The 17,412-nt window shown below is 64.1% G+C and carries 17 protein-coding genes; all 17 read left to right on the plus strand.

Features of this window, described 5'->3' with window-relative positions; translation table 11 throughout:
• Window positions 1-6: 6 nt before the first annotated feature.
• Entirely contained in the window at window positions 7-507 is a 501-nt protein-coding gene (locus FJY73_04425; protein ID MBM3319902.1) for an NADH-quinone oxidoreductase subunit B, read from the plus strand.
• Window positions 508-549: 42 nt separating this feature from the next.
• On the plus strand, window positions 550-1,035 hold the full coding sequence (locus tag FJY73_04430; protein ID MBM3319903.1) for an NADH-quinone oxidoreductase subunit C: 486 nt from the start codon (window positions 550-552) through the stop codon (window positions 1,033-1,035).
• Between the two features lie 2 nt (window positions 1,036-1,037).
• Window positions 1,038-2,159 (plus strand): NADH-quinone oxidoreductase subunit D, encoded by a 1,122-nt coding sequence (locus FJY73_04435; protein ID MBM3319904.1) that lies wholly within the window; start codon window positions 1,038-1,040, stop codon window positions 2,157-2,159.
• A 91-nt stretch (window positions 2,160-2,250) separates the two neighbouring features.
• Window positions 2,251-3,369 carry an NADH-quinone oxidoreductase subunit NuoH gene (gene nuoH / locus FJY73_04440; GenBank protein ID MBM3319905.1) on the plus strand — a complete coding sequence of 373 codons (1,119 nt, stop codon included), beginning with the start codon at window positions 2,251-2,253 and terminating at the stop codon, window positions 3,367-3,369.
• A 7-nt stretch (window positions 3,370-3,376) separates the two neighbouring features.
• Entirely contained in the window at window positions 3,377-3,988 is a 612-nt protein-coding gene (locus FJY73_04445; protein ID MBM3319906.1) for an NADH-quinone oxidoreductase subunit I, read from the plus strand.
• The gene (locus FJY73_04450; GenBank protein MBM3319907.1) at window positions 3,985-4,485 is read left to right on the plus strand and encodes an NADH-quinone oxidoreductase subunit J; all 501 of its coding nucleotides are present in this window, start codon (window positions 3,985-3,987) and stop codon (window positions 4,483-4,485) included. Before FJY73_04445 ends, FJY73_04450 begins: the two co-directional genes overlap by 4 nt.
• Window positions 4,482-4,802, plus strand: coding sequence for an NADH-quinone oxidoreductase subunit NuoK (gene nuoK, locus FJY73_04455; protein ID MBM3319908.1), 321 nt, complete (start codon window positions 4,482-4,484; stop codon window positions 4,800-4,802). The genes FJY73_04450 and nuoK overlap by 4 nt, the downstream gene beginning before the upstream one ends.
• Window positions 4,803-4,805: 3 nt before the next feature.
• Window positions 4,806-6,848, plus strand: coding sequence for an NADH-quinone oxidoreductase subunit L (nuoL, locus tag FJY73_04460; protein MBM3319909.1), 2,043 nt, complete (start codon window positions 4,806-4,808; stop codon window positions 6,846-6,848).
• A gap of 52 nt (window positions 6,849-6,900) precedes the next feature.
• Window positions 6,901-8,403 carry an NADH-quinone oxidoreductase subunit M gene (locus FJY73_04465; protein MBM3319910.1) on the plus strand — a complete coding sequence of 501 codons (1,503 nt, stop codon included), beginning with the start codon at window positions 6,901-6,903 and terminating at the stop codon, window positions 8,401-8,403.
• 3 nt (window positions 8,404-8,406) lie between these two features.
• A complete protein-coding gene (locus FJY73_04470; GenBank protein ID MBM3319911.1) occupies window positions 8,407-9,942 on the plus strand; it encodes an NADH-quinone oxidoreductase subunit N in 1,536 nt (511 codons plus the stop codon).
• On the plus strand, window positions 9,939-10,361 hold the full coding sequence (locus FJY73_04475) for a (deoxy)nucleoside triphosphate pyrophosphohydrolase (protein MBM3319912.1): 423 nt from the start codon (window positions 9,939-9,941) through the stop codon (window positions 10,359-10,361). Before FJY73_04470 ends, FJY73_04475 begins: the two co-directional genes overlap by 4 nt.
• Window positions 10,358-11,023: an HAD-IA family hydrolase gene (locus tag FJY73_04480; protein MBM3319913.1), complete on the plus strand. Its 666-nt coding sequence runs from the start codon at window positions 10,358-10,360 to the stop codon at window positions 11,021-11,023. The genes FJY73_04475 and FJY73_04480 overlap by 4 nt, the downstream gene beginning before the upstream one ends.
• Before the next feature lie 128 nt (window positions 11,024-11,151).
• A complete protein-coding gene (locus FJY73_04485; GenBank protein ID MBM3319914.1) occupies window positions 11,152-12,954 on the plus strand; it encodes an SLC13 family permease in 1,803 nt (600 codons plus the stop codon).
• A 16-nt stretch (window positions 12,955-12,970) separates the two neighbouring features.
• A complete protein-coding gene (locus FJY73_04490; GenBank protein MBM3319915.1) occupies window positions 12,971-14,083 on the plus strand; it encodes an HlyC/CorC family transporter in 1,113 nt (370 codons plus the stop codon).
• Between the two features lie 817 nt (window positions 14,084-14,900).
• Window positions 14,901-16,019 (plus strand): aminopeptidase P family protein, encoded by a 1,119-nt coding sequence (locus FJY73_04495; GenBank protein MBM3319916.1) that lies wholly within the window; start codon window positions 14,901-14,903, stop codon window positions 16,017-16,019.
• Between the two features lie 168 nt (window positions 16,020-16,187).
• Window positions 16,188-16,868, plus strand: a complete 681-nt coding sequence (locus FJY73_04500; protein ID MBM3319917.1) for an MBL fold metallo-hydrolase — start codon at window positions 16,188-16,190, stop codon at window positions 16,866-16,868.
• A gap of 93 nt (window positions 16,869-16,961) precedes the next feature.
• Window positions 16,962-17,412: ferritin (locus FJY73_04505; protein MBM3319918.1), on the plus strand; the 451-nt coding region annotated here is incomplete at its 3' end.

The raw sequence follows: 17,412 nt of genomic DNA on the forward strand, positions 1-17,412 counted from the left end.
ATCAGCATGTACCAGTCGCTCCCGGACGGGGTGCTCGTCACGAACGTGGACAAGCTCCTCGCGTGGGGCCGTCTCTCCTCGCTCTGGTATCTCCTGTTCGGGCTCGCCTGCTGCGCGATCGAGCTGATGCAGACCGGCGGTCCCCGCGCGGATCTCGACCGCTTCGGCGCGGTTCCGCGCGCCACCCCGAGACAAGCGGACCTCATGATTGTCGCGGGGACGGTGACGCTCAAGATGGCGAAGCGCGTGAAGCGTCTCTACGAGCAGATGCCGGAGCCCAAGTACGTGATCTCGATGGGAAGCTGCGCGAACTCGGGCGGGCTCTTCGCGTACGCGTATTCCGTCCTCAAGGGGATCGACAAGGTGATCCCCGTGGACATCTATGTCCCCGGATGCCCGCCGCGCCCCGAGGCGCTGACCGAGGCGCTTCTCGAGATCCAGAAGAGGATCCGAAACGAGAAGTACCTCGGCCGCGCGAAAGCGCCCGGACCGAACGGAAACGAATAGCCGCCGCCCGGACCGGCGGACGAAAGACCGGACAGCCGAACGATGAACATCGAGGAAATCGACGCGCGCCTTCGCGAGGGAGTGCCGGGAGGAGTCCTCGAGCTCCAGGAGGGCCACTACTCGCCCCACCTCGTGGTGGACGCGCCGAAGGTCCGCGAGGTCTGTCTCTTCCTCCGCGACGACGGCGCGCTCCGCTTCGACTATCTCACGCACCTCACCGGCCTCGATTGCGGGGAACGGCTCTGCACGGTCTATCGCGTGCTTTCGCTCCTGCACAAACGGACGGTGGCGATGCGCGCATACGTGCCGCGCGAGGATCCGGTCATCGACACGATCTCGGACATCTGGGCTTCCGCCGGATGGTTCGAGCGCGAATCGTACGACCTTCTCGGCATCCGGTATCGGGGCCACGCGGATCTCCGGCGGCTCCTCCTTCCCGAGGATTGGGAAGGGCATCCGCTCCGCAAGGATTACGTCGATCCTCTCCGCTACCAGGACATCGACAACACGAGGAACTACGGGATCTAGGAATGAAGCCGCTCCGCACCGAAGACATGACGCTCAACATGGGGCCGCACCATCCCTCGACGCACGGCGTTCTCCGCTTCATCCTGACGTCCGACGGAGAGGTCGTTCACTCGTGCCGCCCGGACGTCGGATATCTCCACCGGTCGATCGAAAAGATCGGTGAGATGATGACCTACCTCGGGTTCATGCCGTACACGGACCGGGTCGACTACGTTTGCGCGATGAACGCGAACTGGGGATACGCCCTCGCCGTCGAGAAGCTCGCGAAGATCGAGGTGCCGCGGCGTGCGGAGTTCCTCCGCGCGATCGTCGGCGAGCTGAACCGGATCTCGAGCCATCTCGTCGCGCTCGGCACGATGGCGATGGATCTCGGGGCGATCACCCCGTTCCCTTGGACGCTCCGCGAGAGAGAACGCGTGAACGACCTCTTCGAGGAGATCTGCGGCGCGCGCCTCACGCACAACTACGTCTGGATCGGCGGCGTGGCCTTCGATGCGCCGGACGGCTGGCTGGACAAGGTCCGCCGCTTCGTCGACTCGTTCGAGAAGATGATTCCCGAGTTCAACCGCCTGATCACCGGGAACAAGATCTTCCTCGAGCGGCTCGTGAACGTCGGCGTGATCGACCGGAAGACGGCGCTCGCGTACGGAATCTCCGGGCCGAACCTCCGCGCTTCGGGAATCGACTGGGACATCCGCCGCGAGATCCCGTACGGAATCTACCCGGAGCTCGCGTTCGAGGTCCCGATCGGAGGGGATGCGATCGGCTGCATCGGCGATTGCTACGCGCGCTTCGTCGTCCGCGTTCGCGAGATGGAAGAGTCGCTCAAGATCGTGCGCCAGTGCCTCGACCGCTTCCCGCATGAGGAAAAGGAATACCGGACCCGCATTCGCAAGGTGAAGCCGCCGGTCGGTTCGGTGTACGTCGCGTCGGAGGCTCCCCGCGGGGAGCTCGGCTTCTTCATCGTGTCGAACGGCACGGAAAAGGCGGAACGGATGCGCATCCGGACGGGGAGCTTCACGGCGATGTCGGTCGTGGAGAAGATCGCGCCCGGTCTCATGGTCGCGGATCTTGTCGCGCTCATCGCGAGCCTCGACGTGGTCGCGCCCGAGATCGACCGGTAGGAGACGGATCGTGCAGCAGCTTCTCGACCGCTTCATCGAGAGCCGGGGATGGACGGGGGATTGGGCGATCGAGCTCGTCTACTTCCTCGGCATGCTCTTCTTCGCGGTCGCTCTCCTCCTGGTGGTCGTGACCCCGTTCACCGGGATCGTCTCGTGGGCGGAGAGGCGCATCGCCGCACGCATGCAGTCGCGCGTCGGTCCGAATCGAGTGGGGCCGCAGGGGATCCTCCAGTGGGCGGCGGACGGGTTGAAGTGCATCCTCAAGGAAGATCTCATTCCCGAGGACGCGGATCGAATCCTCTTCACGGCGGCTCCCTATCTCGTCTTTTCGGGGCTCTTCGGGGCCTTCGCCGTTCTTCCCTTCTCCGAGCACCTCGTGATCGCCGACCTCGACGTGGGGGCCTTCTACGTGATGGCAATCACCTCCCTCGTGCCGCTCGGAATCATCATGTCCGGCTGGGCGTCGAACAACAAATGGTCGCTCCTCGGCGGCATGCGGTCGGCGGCGCAGATCATCTCGTACGAGATTCCGGGCGCTCTATCGCTCCTCGCGGTGGTCATCGCCGCTGGAACATTGAGTCTTCAAGGAATCATCCGCGCCCAAGGATGGAGCCCGGCCGACTGGTTTCTCTTTCGGAGTCCTTTCCTCTTCACGGGATTCTTCTATTTCTTTGTCGCGAACCTCGCGGAGGGGAACCGGACCCCCTTCGATCTTCCGGAGGCGGAGTCGGAGCTCGTCGCGGGCTACTCGACCGAGTACTCCGGCATGCGCTTCGCGTTCTTCATGCTCGCCGAGTGGGCGAACCTCTACGTGGTCGCGTCCGTCGTGAACGTCGCCTTTCTCGGGGGCTGGAACGTGCCCCCGATCGCCGAGGGAGTCGCTCGTACCCTTCTCCAGATTGTCGTGTTCGCCGCGAAGTCGCTCGTTCTCGTGTTCGTCATCATCTGGATCCGCTGGACGCTCCCGCGCCTCCGCGTCGACCAGATGATGCTCCTTTGCTGGAAGTACCTCGTCCCGCTCTCGTTTCTCAATGTTCTCGGGACGGCGGTTTGGATGATGATCGTTCCCGAGGGGAGCGCCGCGGGCCGGATCGCCTCTTGGATTCTCGTGCTCGTCGGTCTCTCTCTCTTGGGGCTCTTCGGCCTTCGTGTGCGCAGGAACCTGAAGGACGCGGATGTCGAACGCCCTCGCCTAAGCCCTATCGCGTAGGACGGCCATGATCGCATACGTGAGGAACATCCGGCAGGCTTGCACATCGATCTTCGACGGGATGGCCGTCACGTTTTCGCATCTCTTCCGCCGGCCGATCACCGTGCAGTATCCGGATCGGATCCCGAGGCGGATTCAAGAGACGCTTCCCGACCGCTACCGCGGACATCTCGAGGTCGATCTCGATATCTGCATCAGCTGCCGGGCGTGCGAGAAGGCGTGTCCGATCGAGTGCATCGTGATCGAGGACGTCAAGATCACGAAGGACTCGGTGACCGGCGTCGACGGCAAGGAGACAGCGCGCGTCAAGGAGCCGACCCGTTTCGACATCAACCTTTACAAGTGCATGTATTGCGGGCTCTGCGTCGAGCCGTGTCCCACGGGGGCGATCCGCTTCACAAAGGAGTTCGAGGGGGCGACCGACGATCTCTCGCGCCTCCATCTTCGCTTCGTAACCCCCGAACGACGCGAAGCCGTCCTTCGAAAGAGCGAGGAATACGAGAAGGAGCAGGCGGAGAAGGCGAGGAAGAAGGCGGAGGCGGCCGCGAAGCCGGAGGGCGGGAAGCGAGTGGATCCGCCGAGCGCGGGCGAGGAATCGAAGGAAGGGGATATGGAATGAAGCCGAGCGACCTGTTCTTCGTGCTTTTCGCTCTCATGACCGTCGCTCCCGCCTTCGTCGTCGCCTTCTCACGGAGTCTCGTTCACTCCGCCTTCGCGCTTCTCTTCACGCTCGTCGGGATGGCCGGGCTGTACGGCTTCCTCGCCGCGGACTTCCTCGCGGTCCTCCAGATCCTCCTCTATGTCGGCGGAATCCTCGTGCTCATCTTGTTCGGCGTGCTCTTCACGCAGAAGGCGCATACGCCCGAAGCGACGACCGGGCGCTTCGCGTTCGCGCCGGTTCTTCTCGTAGGAGCGGTCCTCTTCGCCGTCCTCTTCGTCGTCCTCGGGATCGGGATCTCCTGGCCCCTCGCCGAGGAGCGTCCGGCGGAGCCGACGATCCGAACCCTGGGGAATCTCCTCCTCAGCCGGCATCTCCTTCCGTTCGAGGCGGCGTCGGTCGTGCTTCTCACCGTGCTCATCGGAGCGGTGGCGATCGCCCGGAAGGAGCTCCGATGAACCGGCTCGAGTCGTACCTTTTCATCAGCTCGATCCTCGCCGCGCTCGGCGTCGTCACGATCGCGAGCCGCCGGAACGCCGTCGCGATCCTGATGGGGATCGAGCTTCTTCTGAACGCGGCGGCCCTGAACTTCGTCGCGTTCGGCCGCTTCGTGAAGAACGCGGCGGGGACGCACCCTCTCGACGGGCAGATCTTCGCGATCTTCATCATCGTTCTTGCCGCCGCGGAGGCAGTCATTCTTCTCGCCGTCATTATCGCGATCTATCGGCAGGTCGAGTCGATCGACGCGGACCGCCTGCGAGAGCTGAAGGGGTAGGCGATGCACGAAAGCGGAGCGAGAATCGCCGAGACGAGCCTCCTGTGGATCGTTCTCCTTCCTCTTCTCGGGGCCGCCTGGAACGGCTTCTTCGGGAAGAAGATCCAGATGCGTTTCGGCGAACGGGCGATCGCCGCCGTCGGATGCCTCACCGTCGCGGCTTCCTTCCTCCTCTCGCTGCGCGCGGTGCTCGCCCTTCCGCCGGGGGGCGCCGCGGCGGACCGGGTCTACCTGTGGTTCGGGGCCGGCGACCTTCACGTTCCGTTCTCGCTCCTTCTCGACCCGCTCTCGGCGGTGATGGCTCTCGTCGTGACCGGAGTAAGCGCTCTCATCCATCTCTACTCGATCGGCTACATGCGCGGGGATCGCGGTTTCTATCGATACTTTTCGTTCCTGAACCTCTTCGTTTTCGCGATGCTCCTCCTCGTGCTCGGCGACAACATCCTCCTTCTCTTCGTCGGATGGGAAGGGGTCGGGCTCTGCTCGTACCTCCTCATCGGCTTCTGGTTCGCCGATCGGGAGAAGGCGGCCGCGGGGATGAAGGCGTTTCTCGTGAACCGGATCGGGGATCTTGGGTTCCTCGTCGGAATCCTCGCCCTCTGGTGGAGTCTCGCGAAGCACGGCGTCTTCTCGCTCGACTTCCGCGCGATGGCGGAGGGAATCCATCTTCTCCAGGGGGACACGATCCTCGGCGTCCCGGCGCTCGCCTTCATCGGAATCGCGCTTTTCGTCGGGGCGGCGGGCAAGTCCGCGCAGATCCCGCTCTATGTCTGGCTCCCCGACGCGATGGCCGGTCCGACCCCGGTCTCCGCTCTCATCCACGCGGCGACGATGGTGACCGCGGGCGTCTACATGATCGCGCGGATGAGCTTCCTCTACTCGCTCGCGCCGCAAGCCCTCGCCGTCGTGGCGGTGATCGGCGCGGCGACCGCGCTCTTCGCGGCGACGATCGGCTTCGCGCAAACCGACATCAAGAAGGTTCTCGCCTATTCCACCGTGAGCCAGCTCGGAACCATGATGCTCGGCGTCGGCGTCGGCGCGTACGCGGCCGGCGTCTTTCATCTCATGACGCACGCGTTCTTCAAGGCGTGTCTCTTCCTATCGGCCGGGAGCGTGATCCACGCGCTCGGTGGCGAGCAGGATCTCCGCAAGATGGGCGGCCTCCGGAAGAAGATGCCGGTCACCTTTCTCGCGATGCTCCTCTCGACCCTCGCGATCGCGGGGATCCCCGGCTTCTCCGGCTTCTTCTCGAAGGACGAGATCCTGTGGAACGCGTATGCCGGACCGCACGGACACTGGGCGCTCTGGCTGGCGGGCGTGCTCGGAGCGGGGATGACCGCCTTCTACATGTTCCGTCTCCTCTTCCTCGCCTTCTTCGGAGAGTGCCGGGCGGACGAGGTGGCGAAGCGGCACCTCCACGAATCGCCGCGCGTCATGACCGTTCCGCTCGCCCTTCTCGCGGTTCTCTCCGTCGCCGGAGGATGGGTGGGGATTCCGAAGGTTCTCGGGGGCGGCAATCATTTCCATCATTACCTCGAGCCGGCAATCACGGCGCACGAAGCGCACGGGTCGCACGCGCTCGAGTTCTTGCTCATGGCCGTCTCGGTTCTCCTCGCGCTCTCCGGGATCGCCCTCGCCTATCATTTCTACATCAAGAAACCGGATCTTCCCGTCCGGCTCGCGGCCCGCGCGCGCGGTCTTCACCGGCTCGTGGAGAACAAGTACTACGTGGACGAGATCTACGGGGCGACTGCGGTCCGCGGCGTCTTGGTTCTTTCGCGCGTGCTCCGCGTTTTCGACGATTTCGTGATCGACGGCCTCGTGAACCTCTCCGGATGGATCGGGCGAATTGTCGCGCTCGTCTCGGGTTGGTTCGACCTCGTCTTCGTGGACGGCCTCGTCAACGCGCTCGCGAACGGGACCATCGATCTCGGGAGACGCGCCCGGCGGATGCAGACCGGCGCGGTACAAACGTACGTTCTCGCCGTGTTCGGCGGGATCCTCGCGCTGATCGCCCTCTACCTGGGCCTCGGCGGAGGAGCATGAACCCGCGGGAAGAAGCTCGTCCCGCGGCAGGAAGAAGAGGGATCGTAGAAGCATGGACATCCTGACCTGGATCACGTTCTCGCCGCTTCTCTTCATCCCGATTCTCCTCCTCTTGCCGGAGAATCGGAAGAACGCGATCCGATGGACCGCCGCAGCGGGGACGGCCGTTCCCCTCGCGCTCGCCGCCTATCTCTACGGAGCGTTCGATCGAACCCTCGCGGGGATCAACGAGCCGGGCTCTTTCCAGTTCGTCGTTCGGAACCCGTGGATCGAGTCGTTCTCCATCGAGTACTACATGGGAATCGACGGATTGTCGGTCACGATGGTGCTTCTCACGGCGCTCCTCTCGTTCCTCTGCATCTTCGCTTCGTTCGGCATCGATCGAGGGCTTCGCGGGTATTTCTCGATGTTTCTCCTTCTCGAGGTCGGGATGATGGGCGTCTTCTGCGCGCTCGACTTCTTTCTCTTCTATCTCTTCTGGGAGATCATGCTCCTCCCGATGTACTTCCTGATCGGCGTCTGGGGCGGACCCCGAAAGGTTTATGCGGCAATCAAATTCTTCCTCTACACGCTCTTCGGCTCCGTGCTCATGCTTCTTTGCATTCTCGCTCTCTATTTCAAGGGCGGCCACACCTTCGACATGGTTCGCCTCATGAACGGAGCGGTGGAGTCGGGATCGATCGGCCTCTTCGGAACCGCCCTCGGTTTCGGCAAGGCGATCTTCATCGGCCTCTTCATCGGCTTCGCGATCAAGGTGCCGATCTTCCCGTTCCACACGTGGCTTCCGGACGCGCATGTCGAGGCGCCCACTCCGATCTCGGTGATCCTCGCCGGAGTCCTCCTCAAGATGGGAACCTACGGGATGCTCCGGATCAGCTATCCCATCCTCCCAGAGGCGACCCGCTGGTTCGCGCCGGCGCTCGCCGCTCTCGCGCTCGTGAACATCGTGTACGGCGCGCTCTGCGCGATGGCGCAGAAGGACCTCAAGAAGCTGATCGCCTACTCTTCGATCAGCCACATGGGCTTCGTTCTTCTCGGGATGTCCTCGGGCACCGTCCAGGGGATGAACGGAGCGGTCCTTCAGATGTTCAACCACGGAACGATCACGGCGATGCTCTTCCTCCTCGTCGGGGTGATCTACGACCGCGCGCATCACCGGGAGATCGAGGGCTTCGGCGGGCTCGCCGGCCGCACGCCCGTTTACGCGACCTTCTCCGCGCTCGCCTTCTTTGCGGCGATCGGGCTCCCCGGGCTCTCCGGCTTCATCTCGGAGGCGCTCGTGCTCATCGGCGGCTTCCGCACGTTCCCCGCGTTCACGATCCTCTCTGCCTCGGGGATCGTGCTCGGGGCGGCGTACATGCTCTGGACGTACCAGCGGATCTTCCTCGGACCGCTGAACGAGAAATACTCGGCGCTCCCGGAGATCGACGGACGCGAGATCTTCACGCTCGCTCCGCTCGCGGCGCTCGCGGTTCTTCTCGGTTTCTACCCGCACCCGATTCTCGGGATGATGCACTCGTCGATGAGCCATCTCGTGCGGGCGGTTTGGGGGTAAAGGATGAACGGAACGGTCCTCGGGAACGCCGAGAGCATCCGCTACTTCCTCCCCGAGATCGTTCTCGTCGGGACGATCCTCGCGGTGATCGCCTTCGAGCTTTTCGCGGGGCGGGGACGAGCGACGGATCCGCCCACCGCCATCGGACGGAGATCCCCGGTGTGCGACGGGACGCTCGCGATCGGCATTCTCGGCGTCGCCGGTTCCCTCGCCGCGCTCCTCTCGCTCGGCTACGAAGGCCCTCTTCTTCTCTTCGAAGGGGCGATCGCTTGGGATCCCTTTTCGGTCTTCTTCCGCTGGTTCTCTCTCGCGGTCGCGGCGGCGGTTCTTCTTATCGCCCATCCGTACCGGCCGCTCGTCTCTCTTCACCACGGCGAGTTCGTCTCTCTCGTCGTCGGGACCGCGTTCGGGATGATGCTTCTCGCGTCCTCGACGAACCTCCTTCTCGTCTACCTCGCGCTCGAGATGGTCTCTCTCCCCTCGTACATCCTCGCCGGTTTCCTTCGCGGAGACCGAAGGTCGAGCGAGGCGGCGCTGAAATACGCCGTCTACGGAGCGGCCGCGTCGGGGGCGATGCTTTATGGCCTTTCCTTTCTCTACGGAATGACCGGCTCGATCGGCTTCTTCGAGATGCGCGAAGCGATCGCGGGGGGCGAGATCCCGGTCGTTCACCTTCTCGTCCCGATCGTGCTCGTTCTCGCCGGATTCGGATACAAGATCGCCGCGGTCCCGTTCCATATGTGGGCGCCGGACGTCTACGAAGGAAGCGCGACGCCGATCACCGCGTTCTTCTCTGTCGGCCCGAAAGCGGCGGGACTCGCGGTGCTCATCCGCTTTTTCCATTCGGTCTTCGCGGCGGGCGGCGAAGACTCGCTCCGAGTGATCGGCTCGGTCGACTGGACTCTCGTCCTTGGGATCCTCTCCGCGATCACGATGACCTTGGGGAACCTCGCCGCGATCCCACAGGACAACCTGAAGCGGATGCTCGCCTACTCCTCGATCGCCCACGCGGGAACGATGCTGATGGGCGCGGTCGTCCTCGGCGGCTCCGGAGTCCACGCGATCCTGTTCTATCTGGTCGTTTACGCATTCATGAACCTCGGAGCGTTTCTCGTGGTGATCGCGATCTCGATCGACAAGAGGCGCGAGACGATCGCGGACTTCCGCGGGCTCGGATGGAAGATGCCGTTCCTCGGCGTCTCGATGACCGTCTTTCTCCTCTCCCTCACCGGCATGCCGCCGACGGCCGGCTTCGTGGCCAAGTTCGCGATCCTGCGCGCGCTGATCGAGGAGGAGATCTACTGGCTCGCGGTGGTCGGCGTCCTGAACACCGTCGTCTCGCTCTACTACTACGCGCGCGTCATCAAGGCGATGTTCCTCGACCCGCCCGATCCGGCGGAGCCGGGCGTGCCCTCTCTCTCGAGAATCCACATCTTGCTCATCGTTCTCTTCCTCGTCCCGACGATTCTCTTCGGTTTCCGATTCGGAGTTCTCGACGCGGTCGCCGCCGCTTCCCGGTCGCTGGTCGCGGGACCATGAAGCCCGAGAAGCCGTTCGTCCGCGTGGTCGCCGGGGTCGCCTTTCGAGACGGCCGCTTTCTCGCCGCGCTTCGCCCGGAAGGAAAGCCGTGCGCGGGACGATGGGAGTTCCCCGGCGGGAAGGTCGAGGCGGGAGAAACCGACGAAGAGGCCCTCCGCCGGGAGCTTCGCGAGGAGCTCGGCGTGGAGGCGCGAATCGGCGAGGAGATCGATGTCCGAACACACGAATACCCGGAAAAGACGGTGGAGCTTCACTTCTATCGGATCGTAGAATGGCGGGAGGAGCCGCTCGCGATCGGTGTCGGCGCGCTCCGCTGGTTCGCCCCGGAGGAGGCCGGCGATGCGCCGTTCCTCGAGGGAGACAAGGAGTTCTTGGCGAAGATGAAGAACCCGTCCTTCGTGAGGGAGCGGTTTTCATGAGCCCGGTCTCTCCGCCCCGGCTTCCGATTTCCTTCGTCCTCTTCGACTTAGACGGAACGCTCGTCGACACGCTCGAGGATATCGCCGCTTCCGTGAACCACGCGCTTCGCACGCTCGGCCTTCCCGAGCGGTCCCTCGAGGAGGTGCGGACGTTCGTCGGCCGCGGCGTTCAGCATCTTGTTCTTCGCGCGATCGGAAGCGAGAACGCCGAGAAGGCGGATCGGTTGCTCGACCTCTTCCGCGCCCACTACGACGCGCACTGCCTCGACCGATCGCGCCTCATGCCGGGCGCGCGGGAGTGTCTCGAATACTTCGCGGGGAGAGACCTCGGCGTGGTCTCGAACAAGCCGGAGCGCTTCGTGCGGCGGCTGCTCGAGGGGCTCGGAATCGATTCATACTTCAAGGTTATGTTCGGCGGGGACTCGACGGCCGAACGAAAGCCGTCGCCTCTCATGGTGCGCGCCGCGCTCGGGACGCTCGGGCGCTCGCCGAATGAGGGGATTCTCGCCGGCGATCTCCCGGTCGATGTCGAGACCGGCCGCGCGGCCGGCGTCTACACGGTCGCTCTTCTCGGCGGCTTCGGCACGCGCGAGGAGCTCGAGGCCTCCTCTCCCGACCTCCTGCTCGACGATCTCCACATGCTCGTCCGGCGGTTCGGGTAGAAGATCGCCGAAGGGAAAACGCGTCGAGCCGGCTGTTCACGGCCCCGCGAGGGATGATATCCTCCCGGCGTCGAGAGTCGGGTGAAGCGGAAACGAATCCCGTCGGAGAAGGTTCGAGAAGAACGCGCATGGAGCACTTCCTTGTCCTTGGGCTGATCGGCTCGGCGCTCGTCCTCTTCGCGCTCGAGGTCGTGCGGCCCGACCTCGTGGGGCTCGGCGTGCTTCTGGTGCTCCTCTTGTCCCGCACGGTAACCATCGAGGAGGGATTCTCCGGATTCAGCAACCCGGCCGTGATCACGGTTCTGGCGATGTTCATCCTGAGCTCGGGGCTGATCCGCACGGGCGTCGCCGATCACCTCGCCGGAGTCATCACGAAAGCGGGCGGCGGACACCCGGTATTCCTGACCGCCGCCGTGATGGCGATCGTGGGCGTGATGTCCGCGTTCATGAACAACATCGGCGCGGTCGCCATCCTTCTCCCTTCCATGTACGTCGTCGCCCGAAAGCTGGAGTATCCGGTCACCAAGCTGCTCATCCCGCTCTCCTTCGGGTCGCTCCTCGGCGGGCTGACGACGCTGATCGGAACGCCGCCCAACCTGCTCTGTTCGACGGCGATGGAAGAAGCGGGCTTTCGCGGATTTCGGATGTTCGACTTCGTGCCGACGGGGCTCGCGGTGATGGCGACCGGCATTCTCTACATGGCGCTCGTCGGACGGTTCCTCATCCCCGTGCGAAAAGAGACCGAGAGCCTGACGCAGCGCTTCCATTTGCAGGACTACCTCACCGAAGTAGTGGTTCCCGAGGGAAGCTCGCTCATTGGAAAGTCCCTCGCGGAAGCAGGCCTACCCAAGACGCTCGGGCTCTCGGTCCTTCGCGTTCGTCGCAAGGACGCTCCCGATCATGCGTTCGTTCCATCGCCGACCACGGTGTTGCAGATGGGTGACTGCCTCATCGTAGAAGGGAACATCGAGGAACTTCTTCAGAGCAAGAGCAGCGGCCCGCTTCGAATTGTCGCGGAGACGAAGTTCGAGGACTCGGCGCTCATCGGCGCCGATATCGAGCTTGCCGAGGTGGTCATCGCCCCGAACGCGACCCTGCGCGGTCAATCGATCAACCAAGGCCAACTGCGCTCCCGCTACAACGTATTGGTTCTCGCGCTCCGCCGGCGCGGGCGCGATCTCGTGGAGCGCTTCACCTACATGCCGCTCCGAGTGGGCGATGTGCTCCTCGTGCAGGGATCGCCCGAGGCGATCGGCGAGGTGGCGAGGAGCGCAGATTTCCTGGTCGCGAACCGCCTCGAGCACGAGGCGCGCGAGTCGAAGAAGGCGCCGTTGGCCCTCGCGATCATGGCCCTCTCGGTGGCGACGGCGGCGACGGGATTGCTTCACATCTCGGTGGCGGGAATGCTCGGGGTGCTGCTCATGGCGCTCACGAAGTGCGTGCGCGTTCAAACCATGTATCGTGCGGTCGAGTGGAGGGTGATCTTCCTCATCGCCTGCATGATGCCGCTCGGCATCGCCATGAACGACGAGCACTCGGGGACCGCGCGCTGGCTCGCGGAGCATGTGGTGAGTCGGACGGGGCCGCACGGGCCGCTGGTCGTGATGGCGAGCCTGTTCCTCTTCACGACGACGATCACGGAAGTCATGTCGAACGCCGCTGCCGCGGTGTTGACCGCGCCGATCGGCGTGGCGATCGCGGTGGCGATGGGGCTGGAGCCTCATCCCTTCCTGATGGCGATCGCGATCGGGGCCTCCACCACATTCCTGACGCCGGTCGGCCACCAGGCGAACGTGCTGGTCTACGGCGTGGGGAACTATCGGTTCGCCGACTTCCCGCGCGTAGGCGCTCTTCTCAACTTGCTGATCTTCGTCGTCACGATGATCGTGGTGCCGATCGTGTTGCCGTTCGTGGAGCTTCCGGTCAGGTGAGAGGAGAGACGCGCGCATGATCCCTGATTCGCCTTCGGCCCCTCTCACCGACGCGAGCGCCCCCTGGGGTCTCCTGTGGGCCTACGTGTTGTTCTCCTTGCTCTTCTCGTTTCTCTGCTCCATCGCGGAGGCGGTTCTACTCTCCATTACCCCCTCTTACATCGAAGACCTGGCCGTTCGGCGGCCGAGGCTCGCCGGTCTCGTGAAGCGCCTCAAGCAGGAAGACGTAGATCGATCGCTTGCCGCCATCTTGACCCTGAACACGGTCGCGCACACCGTCGGCGCCGTCGGAGCAGGCGCCCAGGCGACCATCCTGTTCGGGAGCGCATGGGTCGGCCTCTTCTCCGCGGTCCTGACTCTTGCAATCCTCTTTCTTACCGAGATCATCCCGAAGACGATCGGCGCCGTCTACTGGTCGAGTCTCGTTCGGCCGACCGCGTTCTTCGTGCACGGTCTTACCCTCGCTCTCTATCCCATCGTGCGGATCACGGAGTTGATAACGAAATCCATCTCGCGAGGAAAGCAGCTTCACGTCTTCAGTCGGGAGGAGTTCATCGCGATGGCCCGTGTCGGCGAAGCGACCGGGCACCTTCACGCCAAGGAGTCGAGGATCATCCGGAATCTGTTTCGCCTCGGATCTCTCCGCACGGCGGATATCATGACCCCTCGGACCGTGATTTCCGCGATTCCTGAGACGGCCAAGGTTTCGGAGGCGTTGGAGCTTGTCGCCGGCTCCCCCTTCTCGCGCCTGCTGCTCTATCGGAACAACCTGGACGAGGTCACGGGCTTTGCTCTCAAGCAGGACATCCTGATGCAGAAGGCCGCTGGGCGCGACGAGGAGCGCCTTTCGTCGTTGAAGCGAAACATCCTCGCCGTCCCCGGATCCATGTCGCTGTCGACCTTATTGGACAACTTCCTCGAACACCGTCAACACATCGCGATCGTGATCGACGAACACGGCGGTACCCGAGGACTGGTCACGTTCGAGGACCTGGTGGAGACCTTGATGGGCTTGGAGATCACGGACGAGACCGACTCGGTGGTCGACATGAGAGCATTGGCGCGCAAGCAGTGGTTGGAACGCGCCAAGGCGCTCGGAATCGACGAGGAGATCATCGAAGAACCCTAGTCGAGAGAGCGGACCGCGGATGCTCGGAGAGAGACGGCCTGCCAAGTTGCCGAATCCGCTACGATTGATCGCGTATGGAAAGGAACGGTCCGGGCGTTTCCGCCCGCACCGGTGAGCGAGCTCGACGCCGTAACCGTCGCCGGCACGGCCGTTGGAGCGACGAAATCAGGATTGCTCATCGGCCAGGACCCCGCTCCGCACTCACCGGAGAACCGCGATGCAGGCAAGCCTTGCGCGAGATCGTGCGCGTCGCTTGCCGGCGCTTTGCGATCGACCTTCTCCACCGAAACGGCCTTCTCCGTCTCTGGAAAGGCCGAGGCGCGGGCCGCGGAGGGTATCGCGGGGCGCGTTGGCACTCGATCGACGACGCACGCGCTCTCTTCCGCGATCTCCCCGTTCGTCATCTTCGAGTGCAAACCGCGATCCACATCCCGACCGGAGGGTTTTCGAACGAGCCATCGAGCGCATTCTCCCCGCCGCTCTCCCGACCGGTTCGTTCCTTCTCGTTTCCGGAGACGCCGCAGAGTAGAACAACCATAGACATGAAGGAAACCCGAAGACTCCTCTCCTTGTCCCTTCGCCCGTCCCGTGCTATCCTTCTGGTTCTCGGAAGCTGGCGCGGACACGACCGAGCCGGGGCTTCCCGTCGCGAAGAGCGGCGGGGTGGCGAGGAAGCTCCCTCGCGCATGCGGCGCGAAGGAGAGCCCCGCCGTCCGACGACGCAGCCACGGCGGGCGGCACAAGCGAACGAAGATCGCGACGACCCGGCCACGGATCGTCCGAGAAGCGGACTCAAGACACGAAGGCGGATACGAAGATGAGCACGAAGAAGAAACCCGCGGTTCTGCACATCGCCGACAGCATGACGAGCGCCGATCTCCTCTACCTGACCCGTTTCCCGAGCGGCGACCCGTTCATCTATTTGCAGTCCGGGGGCAAGACGACGATCGCAGTGACCGACTTCGAGGTCGGCCGCGCCTCCTCCGAATCGATCGCCGACGAAGTCCTCCCCTTCTCCCGCCTCCACGAGCTGGCGGGGAAGGCCGATCTCGTCTCCGCCGCCGCGGCCCTTCTCAAATGGAAGAAGATCCGCCAGGTCGAGGTCCCCTCGCAGTTCGCGGTCGGCGCGGCCGAGGAACTCCGCAAGCTAGGGGTGATAACCCGCGTGAAGCCCGACCCGTTCGTCCCCGAGCGGCAGACAAAGACCTCTCGCGAAGTCCGCATGATCACGGACGTGCAAAGGAAGACCGAGAAGGCGATGGAGAACGCAATTCACTGGATCGCCTCCGCATCGGTCCGCCGCGGAACGCTCTACGTGGGCGGCCGCCCCCTCACCGCCGAGATGGTGCGCAAGCGAATCCATCTCGACCTGATGGAGGAGGATTGCCTCGGCGCCTCGACGATCGTCGCCTGCGGCGACCAGGCCGTCGATCCGCACAACATCGGGATCGGCCCGCTCAAGGCGAACACGCCGATCGTGATCGACATCTTCCCGCGCTCGCAGGCCACCTACTACTTCGCCGACATCACAAGGACGGTCGTCAAGGGGAAAGCTTCGGAGACGGTGAAGAAGATGTTCCGCACCGTGCGCGAGGGACAAAGAATCGCGTTCTCGATGATTCGGCCCGGCGTGCGCGCCGATAAGGTCCACGAGGCGATCGTCGAGTACTTTCAGTCGGAAGGTTTCAAGACCGGCATTCAAGGCGGCAAGCTGCAAGGGTTCATCCACGGAACCGGACACGGGCTGGGACTCGAAATCCATGAGCCCCCGCGCGTCTCGAAAGTGCAGCTCCAGCTTCAGACGGGGAACGTGGTGACGGTGGAGCCGGGTCTCTACTACAAGGGACACGGAGGCGTTCGCCTCGAGGACGTGGCGCTCGTCACGCCTCAGGGGAACCGGAACCTCACGCGCGCTCCCAAGATCCTCGAGGTGTAGAGAGCCCCGGCCGTTTCTTGACGAGGCCCTCGGCGTGCCATAGATTCAACAGGGAGCGCGCGCATCCCGAGGGAGCAAGCCGCTTCTCGGACGCGGAGACGGCAAGCCGGCCTTCGCGCTGAGCCGCGAGGGGACACCGGACGTGCGGCGCATCGAGAGGAGCGGAGGATGGCGAACGAACCGCGGGAGACGCCGGGCGATCGGATCGAGGTCGCGCGGATCGTGGTCGGCCCCTTCCAGGAGAACTGCTTTCTGGTGCGGGAGGCCGGAGGCTCGGGATGCGTCGTCGTCGATCCGGGCGACGAAGCGGACCGGATCGCGGAACGGATCGATGAGAGGGGATGGAAGCCGGTCGCGATCGTGAACACGCACGCCCATCTCGATCACATCGGCGGTATTCAAGAGCTCAAGGAGAAATACGGCATCCCGCTCCTTCTTCACGAGGCGGACGAGCCGCTTCTTCGCTCGGCGCCCGAGCACGCGCGCTTCTTCGGCGTGGCGGAGCCGACCGTCCCCGCCGTGGACCGCCGTCTCTCCGACGGAGACGTGCTCGACTTCGGCGGGATCCGGCTCGAGGTTCTGCACACGCCGGGCCACTCGCCCGGAAGCGTCAGCCTCGTCGCCGGCGGACGCGTCTTCGTGGGGGACACTCTCTTCGAGGGATCGATCGGCAGAACCGATCTCCCGGGGGGTTCGCACGGGACTTTGCTCCGCTCGATCCGCAGGCGGCTCTTCGCGCTGCCGGACGAAGCGATCGTCCACTGCGGGCACGGACCCGACACAACGATCGGCCGCGAGAGACGATCGAACCCGTTTCTCCGGGAATCGTCGGTGGGAACGATCGAGTAGACGCCCTTCCGGGCGTTTCGCGATAACAAGCGCGCGACTCGGGAAACGGATTCCCGTTCGCGCACGACGCCCGAAAGGGCGAAGGAGATGTCGATGCTGAAGAAATCGATGGAAAAGGCGCTCAACAAGCAGATGAACGACGAGTTCGCATCCGCGTATCTCTATCTCTCCATGGCTTCCTACTTCGAAAACCGCAACCTGAAGGGTTTCGGGCACTGGATGCACGCCCAGACCAAAGAGGAAACCGAACACGGAATGAAGTTCTTCCACTTCATTCTCGACCGGGGCGGGAAGCCGATTCTCGACGCGATCGAGACCCCGCCTTCGTCGTGGAAGTCGCCTCTCGATGCGTTCCAGGCCATCTACGCGCACGAGCAGAAGGTCACCGCCGGGATTCACAAGCTCCTCGACCTCGCGGCGAAGGAAGGGGATCACCCCGCGCACGCCTTCCTCCAGTGGTTCGTCGCCGAGCAGGTCGAGGAGGAAGCGTCGGCGGACGAGGTCGTCCAGAAGCTGAAGATGATCGGCGACATGGTTCCCGGGA

This window comes from Candidatus Eisenbacteria bacterium, from assembly GCA_016867715.1.
In the GTDB taxonomy this organism is placed as follows: Bacteria; Orphanbacterota; Orphanbacteria; order Orphanbacterales; family Orphanbacteraceae; genus VGIW01.

Bases quoted from the DNA above. Each gene is read 5' to 3' on its own strand.
- FJY73_04425 (MBM3319902.1), top strand. From the start codon at position 7: ATGTACCAGTCGCTCCCGGACGGGGTGCTCGTCACGAACGTGGACAAG.
- FJY73_04430 (MBM3319903.1), top strand. From the start codon at position 550: ATGAACATCGAGGAAATCGACGCGCGCCTTCGCGAGGGAGTGCCGGGA.
- FJY73_04435 (MBM3319904.1), top strand. From the start codon at position 1,038: ATGAAGCCGCTCCGCACCGAAGACATGACGCTCAACATGGGGCCGCAC.
- nuoH (MBM3319905.1), top strand. From the start codon at position 2,251: ATGCTCTTCTTCGCGGTCGCTCTCCTCCTGGTGGTCGTGACCCCGTTC.
- FJY73_04445 (MBM3319906.1), top strand. From the start codon at position 3,377: ATGATCGCATACGTGAGGAACATCCGGCAGGCTTGCACATCGATCTTC.
- FJY73_04450 (MBM3319907.1), top strand. From the start codon at position 3,985: ATGAAGCCGAGCGACCTGTTCTTCGTGCTTTTCGCTCTCATGACCGTC.
- nuoK (MBM3319908.1), top strand. From the start codon at position 4,482: ATGAACCGGCTCGAGTCGTACCTTTTCATCAGCTCGATCCTCGCCGCG.
- nuoL (MBM3319909.1), top strand. From the start codon at position 4,806: ATGCACGAAAGCGGAGCGAGAATCGCCGAGACGAGCCTCCTGTGGATC.
- FJY73_04465 (MBM3319910.1), top strand. From the start codon at position 6,901: ATGGACATCCTGACCTGGATCACGTTCTCGCCGCTTCTCTTCATCCCG.
- FJY73_04470 (MBM3319911.1), top strand. From the start codon at position 8,407: ATGAACGGAACGGTCCTCGGGAACGCCGAGAGCATCCGCTACTTCCTC.
- FJY73_04475 (MBM3319912.1), top strand. From the start codon at position 9,939: ATGAAGCCCGAGAAGCCGTTCGTCCGCGTGGTCGCCGGGGTCGCCTTT.
- FJY73_04480 (MBM3319913.1), top strand. From the start codon at position 10,358: ATGAGCCCGGTCTCTCCGCCCCGGCTTCCGATTTCCTTCGTCCTCTTC.
- FJY73_04485 (MBM3319914.1), top strand. From the start codon at position 11,152: ATGGAGCACTTCCTTGTCCTTGGGCTGATCGGCTCGGCGCTCGTCCTC.
- FJY73_04490 (MBM3319915.1), top strand. From the start codon at position 12,971: ATGATCCCTGATTCGCCTTCGGCCCCTCTCACCGACGCGAGCGCCCCC.
- FJY73_04495 (MBM3319916.1), top strand. From the start codon at position 14,901: ATGAGCACGAAGAAGAAACCCGCGGTTCTGCACATCGCCGACAGCATG.
- FJY73_04500 (MBM3319917.1), top strand. From the start codon at position 16,188: ATGGCGAACGAACCGCGGGAGACGCCGGGCGATCGGATCGAGGTCGCG.